15 protein-coding genes are annotated in these 20,842 nt (G+C 70.2%); 9 read left to right on the top strand and 6 right to left on the bottom strand.

The window, feature by feature from the left end; genetic code table 11:
* The first annotated feature begins 49 nt into the window (after window positions 1-49).
* Window positions 50-1,306, top strand: a complete 1,257-nt coding sequence (locus tag E9232_RS02100) for an acyl-CoA dehydrogenase family protein (RefSeq protein WP_309791842.1) — start codon at window positions 50-52, stop codon at window positions 1,304-1,306.
* A gap of 21 nt (window positions 1,307-1,327) precedes the next feature.
* Here E9232_RS02100 and E9232_RS02095 read toward each other — a convergent pair whose 3' ends face one another.
* From E9232_RS02095 to E9232_RS02080, 4 genes are read right to left on the bottom strand one after another with little or no spacing between them, the layout of a single operon-like run.
* The gene (locus E9232_RS02095; protein WP_309791841.1) at window positions 1,328-2,353 is read right to left on the bottom strand and encodes an aldo/keto reductase; all 1,026 of its coding nucleotides are present in this window, start codon (window positions 2,351-2,353) and stop codon (window positions 1,328-1,330) included.
* A gap of 32 nt (window positions 2,354-2,385) precedes the next feature.
* Window positions 2,386-3,234, bottom strand: a complete 849-nt coding sequence (locus E9232_RS02090) for an amidohydrolase family protein (RefSeq protein ID WP_309791840.1) — start codon at window positions 3,232-3,234, stop codon at window positions 2,386-2,388.
* Between the two features lie 60 nt (window positions 3,235-3,294).
* On the bottom strand, window positions 3,295-4,029 hold the full coding sequence (locus tag E9232_RS02085) for an HAD family hydrolase (protein WP_309791839.1): 735 nt from the start codon (window positions 4,027-4,029) through the stop codon (window positions 3,295-3,297).
* The gene (locus E9232_RS02080) at window positions 4,026-5,582 is read right to left on the bottom strand and encodes an alkaline phosphatase family protein (RefSeq protein WP_309791838.1); all 1,557 of its coding nucleotides are present in this window, start codon (window positions 5,580-5,582) and stop codon (window positions 4,026-4,028) included. The genes E9232_RS02085 and E9232_RS02080 overlap by 4 nt, the downstream gene beginning before the upstream one ends.
* A gap of 397 nt (window positions 5,583-5,979) precedes the next feature.
* Here E9232_RS02080 and E9232_RS02070 point away from each other — a divergent pair, with 397 nt between their 5' ends.
* From E9232_RS02070 to E9232_RS02050, 5 genes are all read left to right on the top strand, one after another.
* Window positions 5,980-6,486: a CHAP domain-containing protein gene (locus E9232_RS02070; protein WP_309791835.1), complete on the top strand. Its 507-nt coding sequence runs from the start codon at window positions 5,980-5,982 to the stop codon at window positions 6,484-6,486.
* Between the two features lie 86 nt (window positions 6,487-6,572).
* On the top strand, window positions 6,573-7,472 hold the full coding sequence (locus E9232_RS02065; RefSeq protein WP_309791834.1) for a class I SAM-dependent DNA methyltransferase: 900 nt from the start codon (window positions 6,573-6,575) through the stop codon (window positions 7,470-7,472).
* Window positions 7,469-8,293 carry a 23S rRNA (adenine(2030)-N(6))-methyltransferase RlmJ gene (locus E9232_RS02060; RefSeq protein WP_309791833.1) on the top strand — a complete coding sequence of 275 codons (825 nt, stop codon included), beginning with the start codon at window positions 7,469-7,471 and terminating at the stop codon, window positions 8,291-8,293. The genes E9232_RS02065 and E9232_RS02060 overlap by 4 nt, the downstream gene beginning before the upstream one ends.
* A gap of 139 nt (window positions 8,294-8,432) precedes the next feature.
* On the top strand, window positions 8,433-9,881 hold the full coding sequence (locus tag E9232_RS02055; protein WP_309791832.1) for a sugar porter family MFS transporter: 1,449 nt from the start codon (window positions 8,433-8,435) through the stop codon (window positions 9,879-9,881).
* A gap of 114 nt (window positions 9,882-9,995) precedes the next feature.
* Window positions 9,996-10,751: a hypothetical protein gene (locus E9232_RS02050; protein WP_309791831.1), complete on the top strand. Its 756-nt coding sequence runs from the start codon at window positions 9,996-9,998 to the stop codon at window positions 10,749-10,751.
* Window positions 10,752-10,768: 17 nt separating this feature from the next.
* Here the strand turns inward: E9232_RS02050 and typA are convergent, their stop codons facing one another.
* Window positions 10,769-12,592, bottom strand: a complete 1,824-nt coding sequence (typA, locus tag E9232_RS02045) for a translational GTPase TypA (RefSeq protein ID WP_309791830.1) — start codon at window positions 12,590-12,592, stop codon at window positions 10,769-10,771.
* Window positions 12,593-12,868: 276 nt separating this feature from the next.
* On the opposite strand from typA, the gene E9232_RS02040 reads away from it, so the two are divergent.
* Window positions 12,869-14,761, top strand: coding sequence for an autotransporter assembly complex protein TamA (locus tag E9232_RS02040; protein ID WP_309791829.1), 1,893 nt, complete (start codon window positions 12,869-12,871; stop codon window positions 14,759-14,761).
* Window positions 14,761-19,107 (top strand): translocation/assembly module TamB domain-containing protein, encoded by a 4,347-nt coding sequence (locus E9232_RS02035; RefSeq protein WP_309791828.1) that lies wholly within the window; start codon window positions 14,761-14,763, stop codon window positions 19,105-19,107. Before E9232_RS02040 ends, E9232_RS02035 begins: the two co-directional genes overlap by 1 nt.
* A 24-nt stretch (window positions 19,108-19,131) precedes the next feature.
* Here E9232_RS02035 and E9232_RS02030 read toward each other — a convergent pair whose 3' ends face one another.
* Window positions 19,132-20,106 carry a LysR substrate-binding domain-containing protein gene (locus tag E9232_RS02030; protein ID WP_309791827.1) on the bottom strand — a complete coding sequence of 325 codons (975 nt, stop codon included), beginning with the start codon at window positions 20,104-20,106 and terminating at the stop codon, window positions 19,132-19,134.
* 135 nt (window positions 20,107-20,241) lie between these two features.
* On the opposite strand from E9232_RS02030, the gene E9232_RS02025 reads away from it, so the two are divergent.
* Window positions 20,242-20,787 (top strand): peroxiredoxin, encoded by a 546-nt coding sequence (locus E9232_RS02025; RefSeq protein WP_445351977.1) that lies wholly within the window; start codon window positions 20,242-20,244, stop codon window positions 20,785-20,787.
* The last annotated feature ends 55 nt before the right edge of the window (window positions 20,788-20,842 follow it).

Here is a 20,842-nt window from a genome sequence, read left to right as displayed (position 1 = left end):
CCAGCCGGACCGCGCGATGGGCGCCCACAAACGCGGACTGGGAAGCGCCATGCGCGAGGCTTTCGAACACATCACCGGCCTGTCATTCGGCAGCCGCGGCGGGGGTGACGGCGGCGCGCCCGCCTCACCGACAGCCGGGACGCTGCGGGCCGACCTCGTGGACCGCGCCCGGGCGCTGGTGCCGCTGCTCACGCGCAACGCGACCCGCACCGAGGCCGACCGGCGGGTCCCGGACGACAGCATCCGCGCCATCCAGGACGCCGGCCTGTTCCGGATCATGGTGCCCCGGCGCTTCGGCGGATCGGAGACCGACATCCGCACCTCGATCGCGGTGGCCCGCGAGCTGGCGATGGGCTGCGGGTCGACCGCTTGGGTGCTGTCGCTGATCAATGCCTGCGCCTGGATCACGGGGATCGGCACCGATCGGCTGCAGCAGGATGTGTGGGCGGAGAATCCCGATGCCCGCGTGGCCGGCGCCCTCGCCGGCGAGGCGCAGAGCCGCCGGGTCGATGGCGGGCTGGTGGTCAGCGGCCGATGGCCCTGGTCCAGCGGCTGCCAGCACGCGGATTGGGGCCTGGTCGGCGTGCCGATCGTCGATGCGGCCGGCACGGTCGTCGATCGCGGCCTCGCCCTGATCCCGATGCCGGAGCTGGGCATCGAGGACACCTGGTTCGTGGCCGGGATGAAGGGCACCGGCAGCAACACGCTGGTGGCCCGGGACGTGACGGTGCCCGACCACCGCATCCTGCCCCTGTCCCGCCTGCTCGCCGGCGACCACCCGACGCCGCACAAAAGCGAGGCGCTGTACCGCACCGCCTTCGTGCCCGTCGCGGCCCTGATCCTGATCGGGCCGCAGCTCGGCCTCGCCACCAGCGCCCTCGAATTCGTGATGGAGAAGGCCGGCCGGCGCGGCATCGCCTACACCAGCTACGACACCCAGGCGGCGGCCCCCACGGTGCAACTGGCCATCGCCAGGGCGGCCATGCTGATCGAGACGGCGCATCTGCATGCCGACCGCGCCGCCGCCGACATCGACGCGGCGGCCCGGGCCGGCCGGACGCTGAGCCTTGTCGAACGCGCGCGGATCCGGATGGAGACCGGCTATATCGCCGAGACCGCGCGCGAGGCCATCCGCATCCTGTGCTCGGCCCATGGCGCCTCGGCCTTTGCCGAAACCTGCCCGTTGCAGCGGATCTGGCGCGATTCCGAGGTCGCCAGCCGCCACGCCATGGTCAACCCGGAGATCAACAGCGAGATCTACGGGCGGGCGCTGCTGGGCGCCGACCCCATCACCAACCTGGTCTGAGCCGCGGGGGTTCGGCCCGTCTCAGCCCGGCACCGGAGCGTCCTCGCGGACTAGGCCTTCGCGCTTCAGCTCGACCCAGAACTCGGCCGGGATCGGGGTGGCGATCAGCGCGTGGTTGCGCTCGACCTCCTCCGGCTTCACCGCGCCCGGGATCATCGACGCCACCACCGGATGCGCCAGCGGGAACTGGATCGCCGCCGCCGGCAGGGCCACGCCATGGCGCTTGCACACTGCCTCGATCCGGGCCACGCGCTCCAGGATCTCCTTCGGCGCGTCGGCGTAGTTGTACTTGGCGCCCGGCACGGCGCCGGTGGCCAGGATGCCGGAATTGTACGGCCCGCCCAGCATGATGCCGATGTCGCGGCGCTGGCACAGCGGCAGGAACTCGTCGAGCGCGGTCTGCTCCAGCAGGGTGTAGCGCCCGGCCAGCAGGAAGCAGTCGAAGTCGCCGCCCTCGGCGAAGCGCATGCAGGATTCGACCTCGTTGACGCCGACGCCGATCGCCTTGACCACGCCCTCCTCGCGCAGCCTGAGCAGCGCCTTGTAGGCGCCGGCCAGGGCCTCCTTCAGCCGCTGCTCATAGGCGTCGCGAGAGCCGTGGGTCCAGATGTCGACGTCGTGGATCAGCAGGATGTCGACATGGGGGATGCCAAGGCGCATCAGGCTCTGCTCGAAGGCGCGCATGGCGCCGTCGTAGCTGTAGTCGTACACCGGATTGAACTCGAGCCCGCCGGCCCAGCCGCCATGGTCCACCGCCGCGCCGCGCTTCGGCGGCTCGAACACCCGGCCGACCTTGGTCGACAGCACATAGCTGTCGCGCGGCCGCTGCCGCAGCACCTGGCCGAAGCGGTGCTCGGACAGGCCGAAGCCGTAAAGCGGCGAGGTGTCGACCAGGGTGACGCCGAGCTCCAGCGCCCGGGCCATGGTCTGGGTCGCCTGCCCGTCCGGCAGCTTCTGGTAGAAGTCGCCGAGCGGCGCCCCGCCGAAGCCGAGCTGGGTGACGGGTACGCCGCTCTTGCCGAGCGGACGGGTCGCGATCGGGTCCATGGACGGGCGGTCCTCTCTCAAGCGTCTTGGGCTCAGCCGAGCCGGTAGAAGGCGGTGGCGGTGTCGCGATAGAGCTGCCGCAGCTGCGCCTCCGACGCGTCCGAGAGGATGGCGTCCAACGTGTCGACCCAGCGGCGATAGCTGGAGGCCAACTCACAGACGGGCCAGTCGCTGCCGAACATGGTGCGGTCGAAGCCGAAGCAGTCAATCGTATGACATATGTACGGCTCGATCTGGGCCCGGGTCCAGCCCCCATGATCGGCTTCGGTGACCACGCCCGAGACCTTGCACCAGACATTCCGCAGTGCCGCCAGGGCGCGCATCTGGTCGCGCCACGGCTGGTCGATCCCGTCCTTGATCCCCGGCTTGCCGATATGGTCGAGGACGAAGCGGATCTCCGGGCAGCGCCGCACCAGTTCCAGCGCGCTGTCGAATTGCGGGTGGAAGATGCACAGGTCGAAGGACAGGTCGTATTCCGACAGAAGCCGCACGCCTTCGACGAAGCCCGGGCGGATGCAGAAATCCACCGCCTCGCCCTGGATCAGCCGGCGGATGCCGCGCAGCTTCGGGGTGGCGGCCTGCAGCGCGTCGAGCTCGGTGCGCACCGCCTGGCCGTCCTCGACCGCGGCCGAGGCGACGATGGCGCCCAGGCGGGGGTCTTCCAGCGCGCCGACCCAGCGCGCCTCCTCCACCCTCTGGGCGGTGGCGATGGCGACCTCGACGAAGACATAGCGGTCGATCGCCACCCCGTCGCGCTGCCGGTCGTAGTCGGCCGGCAGGTGCGGCGACTTCAGGACCGGCACCCCGTCCATCCAGGGATACGGCATCGCTGCGGGGTCATAGATGTGCACATGGCTGTCGACGATCGGAAAACCGGGCACGTTACCCTCCTCGGCCGACTCGATTTTGCGGGACTTTAATCGAAAATCCGACCGGCGCCATCAGGCCTGTAGTGGACGCCCGCCCCGCTCGAGCAGCGCCTCGAGCCCACCGATGTCGGGCAGGCTGAGATCGGCCAGGCCGGCCAGGGTCTCGATGGTGCCGGTGCCGGTCAGCACTCCGACGCACAGGCCGACCCCGGCCGCGCGCCCCATCGCCATGTCGTGCCGGTTGTCGCCGACCATGGCGACGGCGCCGGGCGGCAGGCCGGTGGCGTCGCAGAAGCCATAGACCATGCCCGGGTTCGGCTTGTGGCCGTGGCCGCTGTCGTAGCCGGCGACGAAGTCGACGAGGTCGTCCAGCCCGAACATCGCCAGGGTGTTGCGGATCGCCACCTCGCCGTCGCTGGAGGCCACGCCGAGCTTGAGGCCGCGGTCGCGCAGCCGCCGGAACAGCCCGGCCGGATCGGCCACGGTCGGCACGATCGCGGTCGAGGTGGCGCCCTGGAAGATGCGGTCCATCTCCGGCACCAGCAGGTCGAGATCATAGGGGCTGCCGGCGGCGATCCACGCGGCCGCGATCTCCGGAGTGGCGCCGGCGGCGAACAGCGTGTCGGCGCGGACCACACCGGTATCAGGGTCGGCGCCGCCGACCGCCAGCAGCCGCCGCGCCAGCTCCGGATCGCCGGCCGCGGCGAACAGCGCCGCCTCGCGGTTCAGCGGCGTCCAAGTCGAGGCATAGTCGATCAGCGTGCCGTCCTTGTCGAACAGGATGCCCTGGATACCGGCCGTGTTCATGACGGCTCCTCTTCGAAATAGCCGCCTTCGAGGGTGATGTGGCTCAGCGTCCGGTCCTCGTGCCGCATGCGCCAGGACAGCAGTTTCTGGGCATAGGCCAGCACCTCGCCGGCATAGGCCGGGTCGCGGCTGCGGTCCTCGAACTCGCCGGGGTCGCGCTCCAGGTCGAAGAACAGCGGCGGCAGGCCGGTGCAGTGCACATATTTGCGCCTGGCGTCGCGGATCACCTGGACACCGCATTCGTTGCCCTGCAGCCGGCCGTGCTCGCTCTCGATCCGCTCGCGCACATTGCCGAAATCATAGAACCAATGCGCCGCGTCGCGCCAATCCCCCGGCGTCTCGCCGTGGCAGAACGGCAGCAGCGCCCGGCCGTCGCACTGCCGCGGCACGGGCAGGCCCAGCCAGCCGAGGATGGTCGGCAGGATGTCGACCGATTCGGTGAAGCCGTCGACCTGCCGGCCGCGCCCGGCATCGGCGGCGGCGCGGGGGTCGCGCACGATCAGGGGGATGTGCGCCGACTGGTCGAAATAGCCGAGCTTGCCGAACAGGTGGTGGTCGCCGAGCTGTTCGCCATGGTCGGAGGTGAAGACGATCAGCGTGTCGTCCCACTGGCCGCTCTGCCGCAGGAAGTCGAAGACCCGGCCGAGATGGTGGTCGACCTCCGAGGCCAGGCCGTAATAGGCGGCGCGGACCGCCGCCACCCCGGCCGCGTCGAGGGCGGAGGCCGGGCCTTCGGCATGGTTCAGGAACTTGGACAGCGGCACCGCCCGGTGCAGCCCGGCCAGCAGCGGATGCTGCTCGCCCTCCGCCGCCGCCGAGGGACCGCGCAGCGGCGCCGGCACCGCTGCCGGATCATAGGCCATGTGCCAGGGCGCCGGCGCGGCGAAGGGCGGATGAGGGCAGACATAGGTCAGATGCACGAACCAGGGCTGGCCCTGCCGCACCGCGAGGTGCCGCAGCACCTGGTCGGTGAGGAAGGCGGTCTCGCTGTCCTCGGCCCGGATCCGGGTCGGGCCGAAGCCGCCAGGCGCGGTCTCGCCGGCCGGGTCGGGATCGTAGAGCGGCTCGCGCCCCTGCCCCGGCTCGGCGATGTCGTAGCCCTTGGCCAGGAGGTCGGCAATCCAGCCACGGCTGAGCTCCGACAGGTTCATCACCGGGGTGAAGCCGGGCGCCACGCTTTCATAGGTGTCGCGCGCCGGGTCGCCAGGCGGACGGCCGCGCGGGTCCAGCGAGGTGTCGGTGTAGCCGAACAGCAGCGGTTCCCACCCGCCGCGCCGGACCTCCTGTGCCAGGTTGCCGTGGCGGGCATCGAGCGGCATGCCGTTGCGGACGCTGCGATGGGTGTGGGGGTACAGGCCGGTCAGCAGCGTGGCGCGCGACGGGCCGCAGGGATAGGCGTTGGTGTAGTGGCGCCGGAATAGCGTGGCATCGGCCGCCAGCGCGTCGAGCGCCGGGGTGCGGATGCACGGGTGCCCCACCGCCGACAGTGTGTCGCCGCGCCACTGGTCGGCGGTGATGAACAGCACATTGGCCACGCCTGCGACCTCCCGCATCCCAACGCTCCGCGACTGCTGATACAGCAAGCGCAGGCGTCGCGACACGGGAAAGCGGGCCGGCGCGGCGCAGCGTCACGCGGTGCTGCCCGGCCCGGAATTCAAGCCAATGCGATCAGGTCAGGCCGACGCTCCTAAGACAGCGGCGGCACCCGCAGCACCTGGCCGGGATAGATCTTGTCGGGGTCCTTGAGCGTCGGCTTGTTGGCTCGAAAGGTGGCTGATCCCGGAGCTTGACGGCGAGACAGAGATGATGTTCCCAATCAATCTGAGAATCCGGCACCTTTCCTACTCGCGAGGGTTGCATCGCCTCAACTCAGACTTGATTGGCATCCCAAAACACCCTATCTTCCAGTGCATTGAGGGGCTTTTCTGACTAATTGGTTGAGAGCAAGCGATGCCACGACGCATCTGGGTGCTGTCGATCGCCCTGGTCCTGGCCGCTTGCGGCGGCGGGCCCGACATCGTGCGCAACCCCGCCAGCACCGGCGTCGCCCGCTACGTCACCGCCAATGCGCCCGAGGAATGCGTGCCCTATGCCCGCTCGGTCTCCGGCATCCAGCTCAGCGGCGATGCCTGGACCTGGTGGGACCATGCCGACGGCGTCTACGCCAAGGGCAGCACGCCGAGCTCCGGCGCCGTGCTGGTGCTCGGTCAGTCCGACCGGCTGAGCAGCGGCCACATCTCGGTGGTGGTCACGGTGCGCAACTCGCGCGAGATCACGGTGTCGCACACCAACTGGGGCAACAACGGCCCGACCCGGCGGCGGATCTACCGCGAGCAGTCGGTGGTCGACGTCTCCTCCGGCAACGACTGGACCGCGGTGCGGTTCTGGAACCCCGACACCAACGCCTATGGCGGAGTCTACGAGGCCGACGGCTTCATCTATCCGGTCGGGGCCTGAGCACACCTATCGACGATCCGGGGTCGTATCGACTATAAGCCCGGCGCGATCACGGCACCGCCGCGACGCTTCGGATCCTGCGCCCCATGACCCTTCCCCTCGTCCTTCCGGATCCACGGGCGCGCCGGCGCCTGGAGATCGGCCTCGCCTTGCTGGCGGACGGGCAGCCGGCCGAGGCCGCCGAAGCCATCCGCGCCGCCATCGAGATCGACCCCGCCGACGCCGAGACCTGGCACGCGCTCGGCCAGGCGCTGGAAGCGGCGGGCGAGCCCGCTGAGGCGGCTTACCGCACAGCCCTGCAACTGGATCCGGACGACCGCATGGGCGCCGCGGTGCGGCTGGCGCTGATCGGCGCCGCGCCGGCCCCGGCGCAGCTGCCCGAGGCGCATGTCCGCACCCTGTTCGACCAGTATGCCCGGCGCTTCGACACCGCGCTGGTCGACGCCTTGGGCTATCGCGGGCCGGAACTGCTGCGCCGTGCCGTCGACCGGGTGATGTCGGAGGGGTGGCTGGACATCCTCGACCTCGGCTGCGGGACCGGCCTGGCCGGCGCCGCCTTCGCCGACCGCCGCCGCCGGCTGGACGGCATCGACCTGTCGCCCGCCATGATCCTGCAGGCGATGGCGCGCGGGATCTACGACCGGCTGGAGCCGGGCGAGATCGCGGCCGTGCTGGCGGACTGGCCGGAGCGCTACGACCTGGTGCTGGCCGCCGACGTCGCGGTCTATATCGGCGATCTCGGCCCCCTCTTCGCCGCCGCCCGCGACGTGCTGCGACCGGACGGCCTGTTCGCCCTGACCGCCGAGGCGCATGACGCGGATGGCTGGCGCCTGGGCGACCATCACCGCTACCTCCATTCCTCCGGCTATCTCGCGGCGACCGCAGCGGCGGCCGGCTTCGCCGTGGTTGAGGTCGAAGGCGCCTGGGCCCGGCGCGAGAACGGGACGCCGCTGCCCGGCTGGGTCGCGGTGCTGCGGGCGTCATGAACTACCGCCACGCCTTCCATGCCGGCAACCAGGCCGATGTCGTCAAGCATGTGGTGCTGGTCGCGCTGGTCGAGGCGCTGCGCGGCAAGGCCAAGCCGTTCTTCGCACTCGACCTGCATGCCGGGATCGGCCGCTACGCGCTGGCGGCCGAGGCGGCGAGGACCGGCGAATACATCGACGGGATCGGCCGGATCGACAGTGCGACCGACGCCCCGCCCGTGGTCGCCCGCTATCTCGACCTGGTCCGCGGCTTCAACCCGTCCGGCAGGCTGGAGATCTATCCGGGATCGCCGCGGCTGATCCGGGCCCTGATGCGGCCGGAGGACCGGCTGGCGCTGGTCGAGCTGCATCCCGAGGACCACGCCCGGCTGCAGGCCGAGTTCCGCGGCGACAGCCAGGTTGCGATCCATCACCGCGACGCCTGGGAGGCGCTGCGCGGGCTGCTGCCGCCGCAGCCCCGGCGCGGGCTGCTGCTGATCGACCCGCCCTTCGAGGTCCAGGGCGAGCAGCTGCGCATGGCGCAGGCCATCGGCGCGGCCCATCGGCGCTGGCCGGAGGGCATCATCGCCGCCTGGTACCCGATCAAGGACCGGCCGCCGGTCGACGCCATGCTGGCGGCGCTGCCGCCCCTGCCCCGCGCCTGGACCGCCGAGCTGACCCTGTTCGACAGCCTGTTCCCGGCCCGGCTGAACGGGTCCGGCCTGATCCTGGCCAACCTGCCCTGGGGGGTGGAGGAGCCGCTGCGCGAGGCCCTGGCCTGGCTGCAGCCGCGCCTGGCCCGCCAGGGCGGCAGCTGGCGATTGGATCCGCTGCCGAGCTGACGCCACGCCGGGATCGCTGGCCGCCACAGCACCGCCCCACGGTTCCATGCCGAACCCGCCATGCAGACGTCCCGATTTCGCGGATAGGAATAGGCCGCCGACAGGTTCAACGTCCTCATGGATATGACGGAGGTCGGACATGTCGACGGCAGGCAACGCGCCCAGGGGCAGCGCTGCAACCTCTTCCAGCGGCGATGATTTCGTCATCGGCAAGACCTTCCTGATCGCGCTGTCGGCGGCGATGGGCGGGTTCCTGTTCGGCTACGACACCTCGGTCATCAACGGCGCCGTCGCGGCCATCCGCACCTGGTCCGGGGCCGGCGAGGTGCTGCTCGGCTTCTCCGTGGCCAGCGCCCTGCTCGGCTCGGCGGTCGGCGCCTGGTTCGCCGGACCGGTCGCGGACCGCTACGGCCGGATCGCGGTGATGCAGATCGCGGCGGTCATCTTCCTGATCGGCTCGGTCGGGTCCGGCCTGGCCTGGAGCATCTGGTCGCTGACGGCGCTGCGGTTCCTCGGCGGGCTGGCGGTCGGCGCCGCCAGCGTCATCGCCCCGGCCTATATCGCCGAGGTCTCGCCGGCCCATATCCGCGGCCGGCTCGGCTCGCTGCAGCAGCTGGCCATCGTCGTCGGCATCTTCGTCGCCCTGCTGTGCGACTATGCCCTGGTCGCGGCGGCCGGCGGCGCCGAGAAGATCCTGTGGTTCGGGCTCGAGGCCTGGCGCTGGATGTTCATTTCGATGGCGGTGCCGTCGGTCATCTACGGGGTGCTGGCCGGGATCATCCCGGAATCGCCGCGCTTCCTGGTCAGCAAGAAGCGCCTGGCCGAGGCGGCGGACGTGCTGCGGCGCTTCGTCGGCAACAAGCCGCCGCCCCAGGTCAAGATCGCCGAGATCGAGCACAGCATCGACCGGGAGAACAAGCAGTCGCTGCGCGATCTGCTGGGCCCTGCGGCCGGCCTGCTGCCGATCGTGTGGACCGGCATCCTGCTGTCGGTGTTCCAGCAGTTCGTCGGCATCAACGTGATCTTCTACTACTCCTCGGTGCTGTGGCAGGCGGTCGGCTTCACCGAGGCCGACTCGCTGATCATCACCGTCGCCACCTCGGTCACCAACATCCTGACGACCCTGGTGGCCATCGCACTGATCGACCGCGTCGGGCGCAAGCCGCTGCTGCTGATCGGGTCCGCCGGCATGACCCTGGCGCTGGGGACGATGGCCTATATCTTCGGCACCGCCCCCACCGAGATGGTCAATGGCGCCCTGGTCCCGGTGCTGCCCGGCCAGGCCGGCGTCGTCGCGGTGGTCGCCGCCAACCTCTACGTCGTGTTCTTCGGGGTCAGCTGGGGGCCCGTCGTCTGGGTGCTGCTGGGCGAGATGTTCAGCAACCGCATCCGGGCCTATGCCCTGGCCGTGGCCGCGGCGGCGCAATGGGTGGCCAATTTCTTCGTCTCGGAGACCTTCCCGTCCCTGGCCTCCGCCGGGCTGGGCATCGCCTACGGCATCTATGCCCTGATGGCCGTGCTGTCCTTCATCTTCGTCGCCCGCGCGGTGCGCGAGACCCGCGGGCGCGAGCTGGAGGACATGGAGTAACCGGGGTCGCTCCGCACACATCCAGGGCTTCGGCGCAAAGGCCCGGCCCCGGCGAAATCCGGTTCGCGGCACGAGGCCGGTCGCGCTAGAGTTCCCGCAACGAGGGGGGACTTCATGACGCGATGGGCTGGGCTAGGCGCCCTGTTGGTGTTGCTGTCGGCCTGCGTCTCGCAGCCGCCGAAACCGCTTGTCCCGCAACCGGGCACGCCGCCCTTCCAGGCGATCGCGCCTGCCGGCTATTGCCTGTCGGATGAATCGGATCCTTTGGCGCCGAGGGTCTATAGAACGATCGGCCAAGTCGCCCAGCCGGGCTCGCAGATCCTGGCGACCTTCCGTCCCTGCGCCGAGATCGGGCCGGAGCCAGGCTCCGCCAAGCCCTGGCATAAGGTTCGGCTCGTCTTTGAGACCAGGCTGATGACTTCTGCCGGCGACCGGCAGGTCTATCTCGCAATCATGGCGAATCCGAAGCTCACCGACCTGTTGAATCAGCGGGTGGTTCCAGGACTGCGGGACCAGATCCCGGATGCCTTGAAGAAGAGCACGACCGTCAGCGACCTCCGCTACCTCGGGTCGGATCAGGATGCCGTCTACGACGGATTCGAGATGACCTCGCGCGGGCTTCCCCCCGCCATGACCGTGACGACACGCTCCGTCTCCGGCCAGACGGTGATCGGCCGCTACACGCTAGCGGTGACGGCCTTCAGCCTGACCGGCAACAACGCGCCCGAGGATTGGGACTTTCTTCAGAAGCTCGTGGTCCAGGCGGTCCACGCCACGATCATCGCGACGGAGCGTCCGGGCACGGCATTGCCGCCGGTGCCTCCCCGGGTGCTGCCGGCAGCGCCCGGAGCGTCAGGCCTGACGACCTGACCGCGTCCTGAGTCGCCTCAGACCGCGGCCTTGTTCTGGCGGTCGAGGCGCTTGCGCTCGTTCGGGTCGAGGAGGCGCTTGCGCAGGCGCACCGTCTTCGGCGTGACCTCGACCAGCTCGTCGTCGTTGATGTAGGTCAGCGCCCGCTCCAGCGTCATCTGGATCGGCGGCGTCAGGCGCACCGCCTCATCCTTGCTGGTGGTGCGGATGTTGGTCAGCTGCTTGCCCTTCAGCACATTGACCTCGAGGTCGTTGCCGCGGGTGTGCTCGCCGATGATCATGCCCTGGTAGACCCGGACCTGCGGCTCGATCAGCATCGGGCCGCGATCCTCCAGGTTCCACAGCGCGTAGGCCACGGCCTCGCCCTGGGCGTTGGAGATCAAGACGCCGGTGTGGCGCGAGGCGATGGCGCCCTTGTGCGGGGCGTAGTCGTGGAAGATCCGGTTCATCACGCCGGTGCCGCGCGTGTCGGTCATGAACTCGCCCTGGTAGCCGATCAGGCCACGGGTCGGCACCAGCATGACCAGGCGCTGCTTGTCGCCGCCCGAGGGCCGCATCTCCAGCAGCTCGCCCTTGCGCTCGGACAGCTTCTGCACGACGACGCCGGAATGCTCCTCGTCGACGTCGATCGTGACCTCTTCGATCGGCTCGAGCTGGTTGCCCGACTCGTCGGACTGGTAGACCACGCGCGGCCGGCTGATCGACAGCTCGAAGCCCTCGCGGCGCATGGTCTCGATCAGGATGCCCAGCTGCAGCTCGCCGCGGCCGGCGACCTCGAAGGCGTCCTTCTCGGCGGTCTCGGTGATCTTCAGCGCGACATTGCCCTCGGCCTCGCGCAGCAGGCGGGCGCGGATGACGCGGCTGGTGACCTTGTCGCCCTCGGTGCCGGCCAGCGGGCTGTCATTGACCGAGAAGGTCATGGCGATGGTCGGCGGGTCGATCGGCTGGGCCGCGAAGGCCTCGGTCACGTTCAGGTCGCAGATGGTGTCGGCGACGGTCGCGGTCACCAGCCCGGCGATGGCGACGATGTCGCCGGCCTCGCCGCTGTCGATCGGCTGGCGCTCGATGCCGCGGAAGGCCAGCACCCGGCTGATGCGGCCGGTCTCGATCGTCGTGCCGTCGCGCGACAGCGCCTTGACCGTCATGTTCGGGCGGACAGAGCCGGAGCGGATGCGGCCGGTCAGCACCCGGCCGAGATAGGGGTTGGCCTCGACCGTGGTGGCCAGCATGCGGAAGGACTGGTCCTCCTCGATCTTCGGCGCCGGCACGTGGCTCAGCACCAGGTCGAACAGCGGCGACATGTCGGTCCGCTCGGCCTCAAGGCTCTCCGCCGCCCAGCCCTGCTTGGCCGAGGAGAACAGCGTCGGGAAGTCGAGCTGGTCGTCATTGGCGTCGAGCGCCGCGAACAGGTCGAACACCTCGTCATGCACCTGGTGGGCGCGGGCGTCCGGCCGGTCGCATTTGTTGACCAGCACGATCGGCCGCAGGCCCAGCTTCAGCGCCTTGCCGGTGACGAACTTGGTCTGCGGCAGCGGCCCTTCGGCCGCATCCACCAGCACGACCACGCCGTCGACCATGTTCAGGATGCGCTCGACCTCGCCGCCGAAATCGGCGTGGCCCGGCGTGTCGACGATGTTGATGCGGACGTCCTTCCACACCAGCGACGTGCACTTGGCCAGGATGGTGATGCCGCGTTCCCGTTCGAGGTCGTTCGAATCCATGATTCGTTCGGCCACGACCTGATTGTCGCGGAAGGCCCCCGACTGGCGCAACAGGACGTCGATCAGGGTCGTCTTGCCATGATCGACATGGGCGATGATGGCGATGTTCCGGATTTCCATGGTCGGTCCGAGGCGAGCGCAAGGTGCGGGCAAAACGAAGGACGGCGGACAGGGCGCCTTGCGAACGCCCCAACCGCCGTCGACGCGGAATATAGGGAGATCTGCGGCAAGTGCAAGCCGACTCCAGCAACACATTGACAAGTCGAAGGAAAATTTGCGGCAACGAAACCCTTATTCCAGGTGTTGCGATAGGGGTGGCAACCGAAGCGCGGACCGTGGACGATGCCGCGGGGCGTCGGGCTAGGGGGGATGGGCTTGCGACTGAGATGGCACGGATTGACATGGCTCGGCGTCCTCGCCGCCCTGGTGCCCCCTGCGGCGGTCCTGGCGCAGAGCGATCCGGCCGAGCCCGCGGCCGACGCGGCCGCTGCGGCGACTCCGCTGCCGGACGCCATTGCCTATGTCGCCACGCTGGAGCCGGTGTCCGACGACAGCGCGACCGCGGCGCTGACCGGCGCCTCGAACCTGATCACGCTGCAGTCCAGCCCACCCGCCGGCCCGGTCGGGCTGATCCGCCGGGCGCTGGCGGACCAGGACCGGCTGTACGGCGCGCTGGGCGCCCTGTCCTATTACGGCGCCACGGTCGGCATCACCATCGACGGCAAGCCGTTGAACGATCCCGGGCTGATCGACCAGCTCACGGCGCGGCAGAGCAAGGACCCGGTCAAGGTCTCGATCAAGATCGACCTCGGCCCCGGCTACAAGTTCAAGACCGTCCGCCTGACCGACACCAAGGGGTCGGACCAGCTGCCGCTGGTGATCGACCGCACGCCGCTGGGTCTCGACCCGGGCCAGCCGGCGCTGTCGGGCACCATCCTCAGCGCCGAGGGTGCGATGGTGTCCCAGATGAACAACCAGGGCTATCCGCTGGCCAAGGTGCCGTCGCGCGACGCCGTGGTCGACCATAGTAACAACACCATGGACCTGACCGAGGTGCTGGATCCCGGCCCCAAGGCCGGATTCGGCGCGGTGTCGGTCGAGGGCGAGAAGACGGTCGACGAGAGCTTCATCCTGAGCCGGGTGCCCTTCGTGCCCGGCCAGGTCTATTCCCCGTCCCAGATCCAGGACCTGCGCAAGGACCTGGCCGACCTTGGGGTGTTCAGCAATGTGCGGGTCACCACCGCGACGGCGCTGGACCCCCAGGGCAATGTGCCGGTGGCGATCACGGTGCAGGAGCGGCCGCTGCGCTTCTTCGGCTTCGGTGCCAAATACGAGACCAATTACGGCGCCGGCATCAACGCCTATTGGGGCCATCGCAACCTGTGGGGCGGGGCCGAGCAGTTGCGGGTCGACGGTGAACTCAGCGGGGTGGGCGGCGGCCAGGGCAGCGGGACCGAACCGAACTACAAGTTCGGCGTCACCCTGACGGTGCCGGGCTTCCTGGACCGCAAGACCACGCTGGATGCCAAGGCCGAGGCGGTACACGAGGTGCTGGATGCCTACACCAGCACGCGCGGCCTGGTGCAGGGCATCGCGACCTACCACTACACCAAGCAGATCGACCTGCTGGCCGGCCTTAGCTTCGAGAAGGGCCATGTCGAGAACGACGAGGGCACCTGGGACTACACCTTCGTCGGCATCCCGCTCGGCGCCAAGATCGACACCACCGACAACCTGCTGAACCCATCCAAGGGTTACCGGGCGCAGCTGTCGCTGACCCCCTACCCGACCTTCCTCGGATCCTCGGTCGACATGGTGGTGGCCAAGGCGCTGGCGTCGACCTATCTCGACCTGTCGGATGATGGCAGCATCATCATCGCCGGGCAGCTCGGCATCAGCAGCATCGCCGGCCCCGACATCGCCGACGTGCCGCCCGACAAGCGGCTCTATGCCGGCGGCGGCGGCAGCGTGCGCGGCTACAAGTACCAGAGCATCGGCCCGCAGGATAAGGACCACAACCCGACCGGCGGCCTGAGTTCCCTGATCGGCAGCCTCGAGCTGCGCTACAAGATCACCGACAGCATCGGCATCGTGCCGTTCTTCGACGCCGGCGGCGTCTATGAGAAGAGCGTCCCCGACTTCGGCAGCGACCTGCAATACGCGGCCGGCATCGGCGCCCGCTACTACACCGGCATCGGGCCGATCCGGGCGGACATCGCGGTGCCGCTGAACAAGCGCAAGGACGACGACGCCTTCCAGCTCTACATCAGCATCGGGCAGGCCTTCTGATGCGCGCGATCCGGATCCTCCTCATCGTCCTCGCGGTGGTGATCGGCCTGCCGATCACGCTGCTGCTGATCGGCTTCGGCCTGGCCCAGACCGGCCCCGGCAAGCGCCTCATCGCCGACCAGGCCGGCGGGCTGGCCAGCACGCCCGAGATGCAGGTGTCGATCGGCGCGATCGAGGGGCTGGTGCCCTTCGACATGACGGTGCGCGACGTCGCCGTGTCCGACCCCGCGGGCCCGCTGGTCACCGTCGACCATGCCCGGCTGGCCTGGAGCCCGACGGCGCTGTTCGGCCGCGTGCTGCAGATCGATGCGGTGGAGGCTGGCACCATCACCGTCGACCGGCTGCCCGCCGGCGGCACCACCGAATCCGAGCCCAGCTCCGGCGGCTTCTCCCTGCCCCAGCTGCCGGTCGACATCCGCCTCGACCGGCTGCGGATCGACCAGATCGCGCTGGGCCCCGACGTGGCTGGGATGGCGGCGAAGCTGAGCGTGGCCGGCGACGCCAGGCTGGGCAGCCCGTCGCAGGGGCTGCGGGCCAATTTCGCCGTCCACCGCCTCGACGGCACCGCCGGCGATGTCACGGCGAAGCTGGCCTTCACCCCGTCGACCGAACAGCTCGATGTCGCGGTGTCGGTACAGGAGCCGCAGGGCGGCGTCATCGCCAGCATGGCCCAGCTGCCGGGGCAGCCACCGGTCGACCTCAAGCTCGACGGCACCGGCACCCTGTCCGACTGGCGTGCCACCCTGACCGGCCGCGCCGGCGACCTCGGCGGCATCGACGGCACCGCCCGGATCGAGCCGGGCCAGGGCAGCCGCCGCCTGACCCTGGACCTCAACGCCGATGCCGCCCGGCTGGTGCCGGCCAGCATCGCCCCGCTGCTGCAGGGCAGGACCACGCTGAAGGCCGAGGCCACGGTTGCCGATGCCGGACCGATCACGATCAGGCAGTTCGACGCCGCCACCGCGGCCGGCAGCGTCTCGGTCAACGGCAGCGCCAATCCCGTCGGCAACACGGTCGACCTGGCCTATCGCGTCCAGGCCGGCGCCGCCGCCGGCTTCACCGCCCTGCTGCCGCCCGGCACCGGCTGGGAATCGCTGACCGTCAGCGGCACCGCCAAAGGTGCGCTGGATGCACCAGTGGCCACCGCCGCGATCCAGGGCACCGGCCTGCGCCAGGGCGTCTACGGCGCCCAGACCGCCGCCTTCGACCTGACGGCGACGCCGCAGGGCAAGCTGTCCGACCCCGAAGCGCCGATCGGGCTCAGCGCCACCGGGTCGGTCGGCGGCATCGTGCTGGGCGACCCGCAGCTGGAGGCCGCCGCCGGCCGGACCGTCGACCTGCAGCTGGCCGGCAGTGCCACGCAATCGGGCAAGGTGGTGATCGACCGGCTGGAGACCAGGCTCGACGGCGCCGTGCTGACCGCCAGCGGCCAGGGCGACGCGATGGCGCCCGCCGGCGCCGGCACGCTGCACCTGAGCGCCATTGATCTCGGCCGCGTGTCCGGGCTGGTCGACCAGCAGATCTCAGGCACCCTCGACCTGACCGTCAAGCCGGCGCTGCAGGCGGATGGCTCCGGCAGCATGGAGTGGGCCGGCACCATCGGCGAACCCAATGCCGAGGCCACGCCGACCGCCGCCGTGCTGGGCAAGCAGGCGACGCTGAGCGGTCGGATCGAGCGCAGCGCCGCGGGCAAGATCACCATCTCCGATGTCAAGATCGACGGCGACAAGGCCTCGCTCGCCGCCTCCGGCACGCTGGACGGCGAGGCGATCACCGGCGCGATCAAGGCGTCGCTCGGCTCGATCGCCGCGGTGTCGCCCGGGGTCGAGGGCGCGGTGTCGGTCGACGCCATCCTGTCCGGCAGCATCGGCGCGCTGGGCGTCCGCGGCCAGGTCGTGGCCAAGGGGGTGAAGAGCGCCGGGCACACCATCGAGACCCTGACTGCCGACATCGACGCCACCGGCCTGCCCTCTGCCCCCGCCGGCACGCTGAAGCTGGCCGGCACGGTCGACGGCAAGCCGGCCACCGGCAACGCCACGCTGGGCCAACGGCCGGATGGCGGCTTCGACATCAAGGGCCTGGCGCTGGATGTCGCCGGCGTCAAGGCGGACGGCGACGCCACCATGGCGGCCAATGGCGGCCCGATCGGCGGCACCATCAAGCTCGCCGTCGCCGATCTTGGCGTCGTCGGCGCCTTCATCGGCCAGACCCTGCGCGGCCAGGTCGACGCCACCCTGGCGCTCGACCCCGCCAGCGGCGCCAGGATCGACCTGACCGCCCGGCGCGTCGCCTATGGCGCCACCGCCACGGTCGACGAAGCCCGGCTGACCGGGCTGGTGGTCGACCCGATGGCGGATGGGCGCCGCATCCAGGACGGCAAGCTGGTGATCACCGGCGCCAATGCCGGCGGCACCCCGATCAGCCGCGCCGAGTTGAATGTCGCCGGCACCATGCAGCAGCTGGCGCTGCAGCTGCAGGCCGCCACCGGATACGGCACCGCCGACATGGCCGCCGATGTCGGGCTGGGCGGGGCCGAGACGGTGGTCGGCCTGAAGCGCCTGACGGTCCGCCAGGCCGGTCAGTCGGTCACGCTGTCCAGGCCCGCCACCATCCGGGCCGGCGCCGCCGGCGTCGACCTCGGCACCATCGACCTCGCGGTCAGCGGCGGCGGCAGCGTCACCCTGTCGGGCAAGGCCGGCGACACGCTGGACCTGCGCGCCAGGATCGCCCGGCTGCCGCTCGGCCTGGCCGAGATCGCCAGCCCCGGCCTGGGCCTGCAGGGCCAGCTGAACGGCGATGCCACCATCACCGGCAGCGCCGCGGATCCCGGAGGCAAGTTCTCGCTGAAGGTCACCGGCGCCAGGATGGGCGGGTTGGACACCGCCGGGCTGCCGCCGGTGGACGCCACCGCCGACGGCACCATCGCCGGCCAGCGCGTCACCGTCACCAGCCGGGTCACCGCCGGAAAGGCGCGGCTGGACCTGCAGGGCGCGGTGCCGCTGGGCGGCGGCGCGATCTCGGCCTCGGCCAAGGGCCAGGTCGAGCTGGGGATGTTCAACGACCTCCTCGGCGCCGGTGCCGACCGTATCGGCGGGCCGCTGTCGCTCGACGTCAAGGTCGAGGGCACGGCCGACAAACCCCAGGCCTCCGGCACCATCACCCTGCGCAACGGCATCTACCAGAACTCGCAATACGGTGTGCGGCTGCAGAACATCGACGCCACCGTGACCGGCGCCGGCGACAGCTTCCGCCTGACCAGCCTGGCGGCGAAGACGCCGGGCGGCGGCACCATCAGCGGCAGCGGCAGCGTGACGCTGGGCCCCCGCGGCAGCCTGCCGGTCGACATCCGGCTGCAGACCAACAATGCCCTGCTGGTCTCCAGCGACCTCGCCACGGTCCATGCCGACAGCGATCTGACGATGTCCGGCGACCTGTCCGCCGACGCCCTGCTGAAGGGCTCGATCAAGATCCGCAATGCCATCCTGCAGATCCCGGACAGCTTCCCGGTGTCGGTGACGCCGATCCCGGTGCGCCAGATCAATGTGCCGCCGGAGATCGCCGCCCGGCTGAAGGCGAACGCGCCGGCCGCCCGGCCGGCGCCGAAGCGCACCTCAAACCAGCCGCAGCGGCCGCCGTCGCAGATCGCGTTGGACATCGCCGTCGACGCGCCGAACCAGATCTATGTCCGCGGCCAAGGCATCGATGCCGAGTTGCAGGGCCAGTTGCACATCGTCGGCACCACCTCGACCCCCGACATTCAGGGTGACTTCGAGATGAGGCGCGGCTACATCGCGAAATTCGGCCAGCGGCTGGATTTCGAGCATGGCCGCATCACCTTCGACGGCGGCGTGATGGACCCGCGGCTGGACTTCCTCGCCTCGTCCAAGGCCGGCGACGTCACCGCCCACATCCAGGTCGCCGGCTATGCCTCGAAGCCGGAGCTGACTCTGAGCTCGTCGCCCGAACTGCCGCAGGACGAGGTGCTGTCGCGGTTGCTGTTCGGCCAGGCCACCGGCCAGCTGAGCCCGACCCAGGCGATCCAGCTGGCCCAGGCGGCGGCGGAGCTGGCGGGCGTGGGCACGCCGGGCTCCGGCCTGCTCAGCGGCATCCAGAAGTCGCTCGGCCTCGACCAGCTCGACTTCAACACCAATGCCGCCGGCGCGTCCTCGGTCGGCATCGGCCGCTACTTGACCAAGGGCGTCCGCGTCGGGGTGGAGCAAGGCATCGATGCCGGCGACACCAAGGCCACCGTGACCCTCGACATCACCCCCAACATCAAGGCCCAGGCCGAGGCCGGCGGCCAGAGCGGCGGCGGCCTCGGCGTGACCATGGAGTGGGATTACTGACGGCTGGTGCGAACGGCAGCGGCCTCAGCCGGCCGCCGCCTTGCCGACCGCCAGTTCGGACAGATCCGGGGCATCCTCCCGCGCGATCGGCACGGCCCCTTCCGGCAGGTGCTGGCGCAGGAATTCGGCCAGCATCTCGATCTCGCCGCGCCGAGCGGCGCCGCGCCGCCAGACCAGGCCGATCCGCCGCGACGGCACCGGCGCGTCGAACGGCCGGACCGCGATGTCGCCGTCGGCCGTGGTCGGCGCAGTGCAGGCCAGCGCCGGCAGCAGCGTGATGCCGATCCGCCCGGCCACCATCTCGCGCAGGGTCGACAGGCTGGTGGCGCCGAAGGTGTCCGTCTCGGTTCGTGCTGCGCTGCGGCACACCTCCAGCGCCTGGTCGCGCAGGCAGTGTCCGTCCTCGAGCAGCAGCAGATGTTCGCCCGAGAGGTCGCCGGGCGTGACCCGGTTGGCCCGGGCCAGGCGGTGGCCGGTCGGCACCGCCAGCAGGAAGGGCTCGTCGAACACCGCCAGCGATTCCAGCTTGGGGTCGTCGGCCGGCAGGGCCAGCAGCGCCGCCTCCAGCTCGCCCCGGCGCAGCCTTTCGACCAGCCGGTCGGTCAGGTCCTCCCGCAGGTACAGCCGCAGGTCGGGATAGGTGCGGCGCAGCGCCTGCATCAGCCGCGGCAACAGGTAGGGGCCGAGCGTCGGGATGACGCCGAGCCGGAAATCCCCCGCCAGCGGCGCCGCCTGGTCGCGCGCGGCCAGCAGCAGGTCCTGGGTCTCGGCCAGGATGCGCCGGGCCCTGGCGACGATGGCCTCGCCCAGCGGGGTCAGGATGATGCGGCGCTTCGACCGTTCGAACAACGGCCCGCCCAGCATCTCCTCCAGCGCCTGGACCTGGGCGCTGAGCGAGGGCTGGCTGATATGGCAGGCCGTGGCGGCCCGGCCGAAATGGCGCGTGTCGGCGACGGCGACGACATAGCGGAGCTGCCTCAGGGTGATCGGCTGGTTCATAGGCTCAGCCTATCATAATTGTCAGAACAATCGATTTGATTGTCGGACTTAGGCTTGCTATTCCCTTGCTGCACTGCGGTAGCAACCCTGTTGCGCCGCACAAAAAATCCCACGAAGAACCCCACGGAGCTTCCCATGCCCATGCTCACCATTGGCGACACCTTCCCGGACTTCTCGCTCCAGGCCGTCGTCTCGACCAGCCCGAAGGACGCCTTCACGCAGATCGACCGCGCGGCCAGCAAGGGCAAGTGGAAGATCGTGTTCTTCTGGCCGAAGGACTTCACCTTCGTCTGCCCGACCGAGATCGCGGCGTTCGGCAAGCTGGCCGGCGACTTCGCCGACCGCGACGCGCTGACCTACGGCGTGTCGACCGACAGCGAGTTCGTGCACCTGGCCTGGCGCCAGAACCACGCCGACCTGAAGGACCTGCCGATCCCGATGCTGGCCGACATCCGCAAGGATCTGAGCCGCGCCCTCGGCATCCTGGAGAAGAACGAGGAAGTGTGCCTGCGCGCCACCTTCATCGTCGACCCCGAGAACATCATCCGCTTCGTCTCGGTCAACGACATGTCGGTCGGCCGCAACCCGGCCGAGGTCCTGCGCGTGCTCGACGCGCTGCAGACCGACGAGCTGTGCCCCTGCAACTGGCAGAAGGGCGAGGAGACCCTCAAGGCCGCCTGATCCAGGCCCCTTGATCTTCTTCCCACGGCCGACCCGAAAGGGTCGGCCGCCTGTC

This window comes from Inquilinus ginsengisoli (assembly GCF_031453975.1).
In the GTDB taxonomy this organism is placed as follows: domain Bacteria; phylum Pseudomonadota; class Alphaproteobacteria; order DSM-16000; family Inquilinaceae; genus Inquilinus; species Inquilinus ginsengisoli_A.
Note: the sequence above shows the minus strand (reverse complement) of the source record. Positions and strands in the feature narration are given on the sequence as shown.

Excerpts from the sequence above, each read along its gene's own strand:
- E9232_RS02095 (WP_309791841.1), bottom strand. The coding sequence starts at position 2,353 with ATGGACCCGATCGCGACCCGTCCGCTCGGCAAGAGCGGCGTACCCGTC.
- E9232_RS02065 (WP_309791834.1), top strand. The coding sequence starts at position 6,573 with ATGACCCTTCCCCTCGTCCTTCCGGATCCACGGGCGCGCCGGCGCCTG.
- E9232_RS02035 (WP_309791828.1), top strand. The coding sequence starts at position 14,761 with ATGCGCGCGATCCGGATCCTCCTCATCGTCCTCGCGGTGGTGATCGGC.
- E9232_RS02085 (WP_309791839.1), bottom strand. The coding sequence starts at position 4,029 with ATGAACACGGCCGGTATCCAGGGCATCCTGTTCGACAAGGACGGCACG.
- E9232_RS02030 (WP_309791827.1), bottom strand. The coding sequence starts at position 20,106 with ATGAACCAGCCGATCACCCTGAGGCAGCTCCGCTATGTCGTCGCCGTC.
- E9232_RS02070 (WP_309791835.1), top strand. The coding sequence starts at position 5,980 with ATGCCACGACGCATCTGGGTGCTGTCGATCGCCCTGGTCCTGGCCGCT.
- E9232_RS02060 (WP_309791833.1), top strand. The coding sequence starts at position 7,469 with ATGAACTACCGCCACGCCTTCCATGCCGGCAACCAGGCCGATGTCGTC.
- E9232_RS02080 (WP_309791838.1), bottom strand. The coding sequence starts at position 5,582 with ATGCGGGAGGTCGCAGGCGTGGCCAATGTGCTGTTCATCACCGCCGAC.
- E9232_RS02025 (WP_445351977.1), top strand. The coding sequence starts at position 20,242 with ATGCCCATGCTCACCATTGGCGACACCTTCCCGGACTTCTCGCTCCAG.
- E9232_RS02055 (WP_309791832.1), top strand. The coding sequence starts at position 8,433 with ATGTCGACGGCAGGCAACGCGCCCAGGGGCAGCGCTGCAACCTCTTCC.
- typA (WP_309791830.1), bottom strand. The coding sequence starts at position 12,592 with ATGGAAATCCGGAACATCGCCATCATCGCCCATGTCGATCATGGCAAG.
- E9232_RS02100 (WP_309791842.1), top strand. The coding sequence starts at position 50 with ATGCGCGAGGCTTTCGAACACATCACCGGCCTGTCATTCGGCAGCCGC.
- E9232_RS02050 (WP_309791831.1), top strand. The coding sequence starts at position 9,996 with ATGACGCGATGGGCTGGGCTAGGCGCCCTGTTGGTGTTGCTGTCGGCC.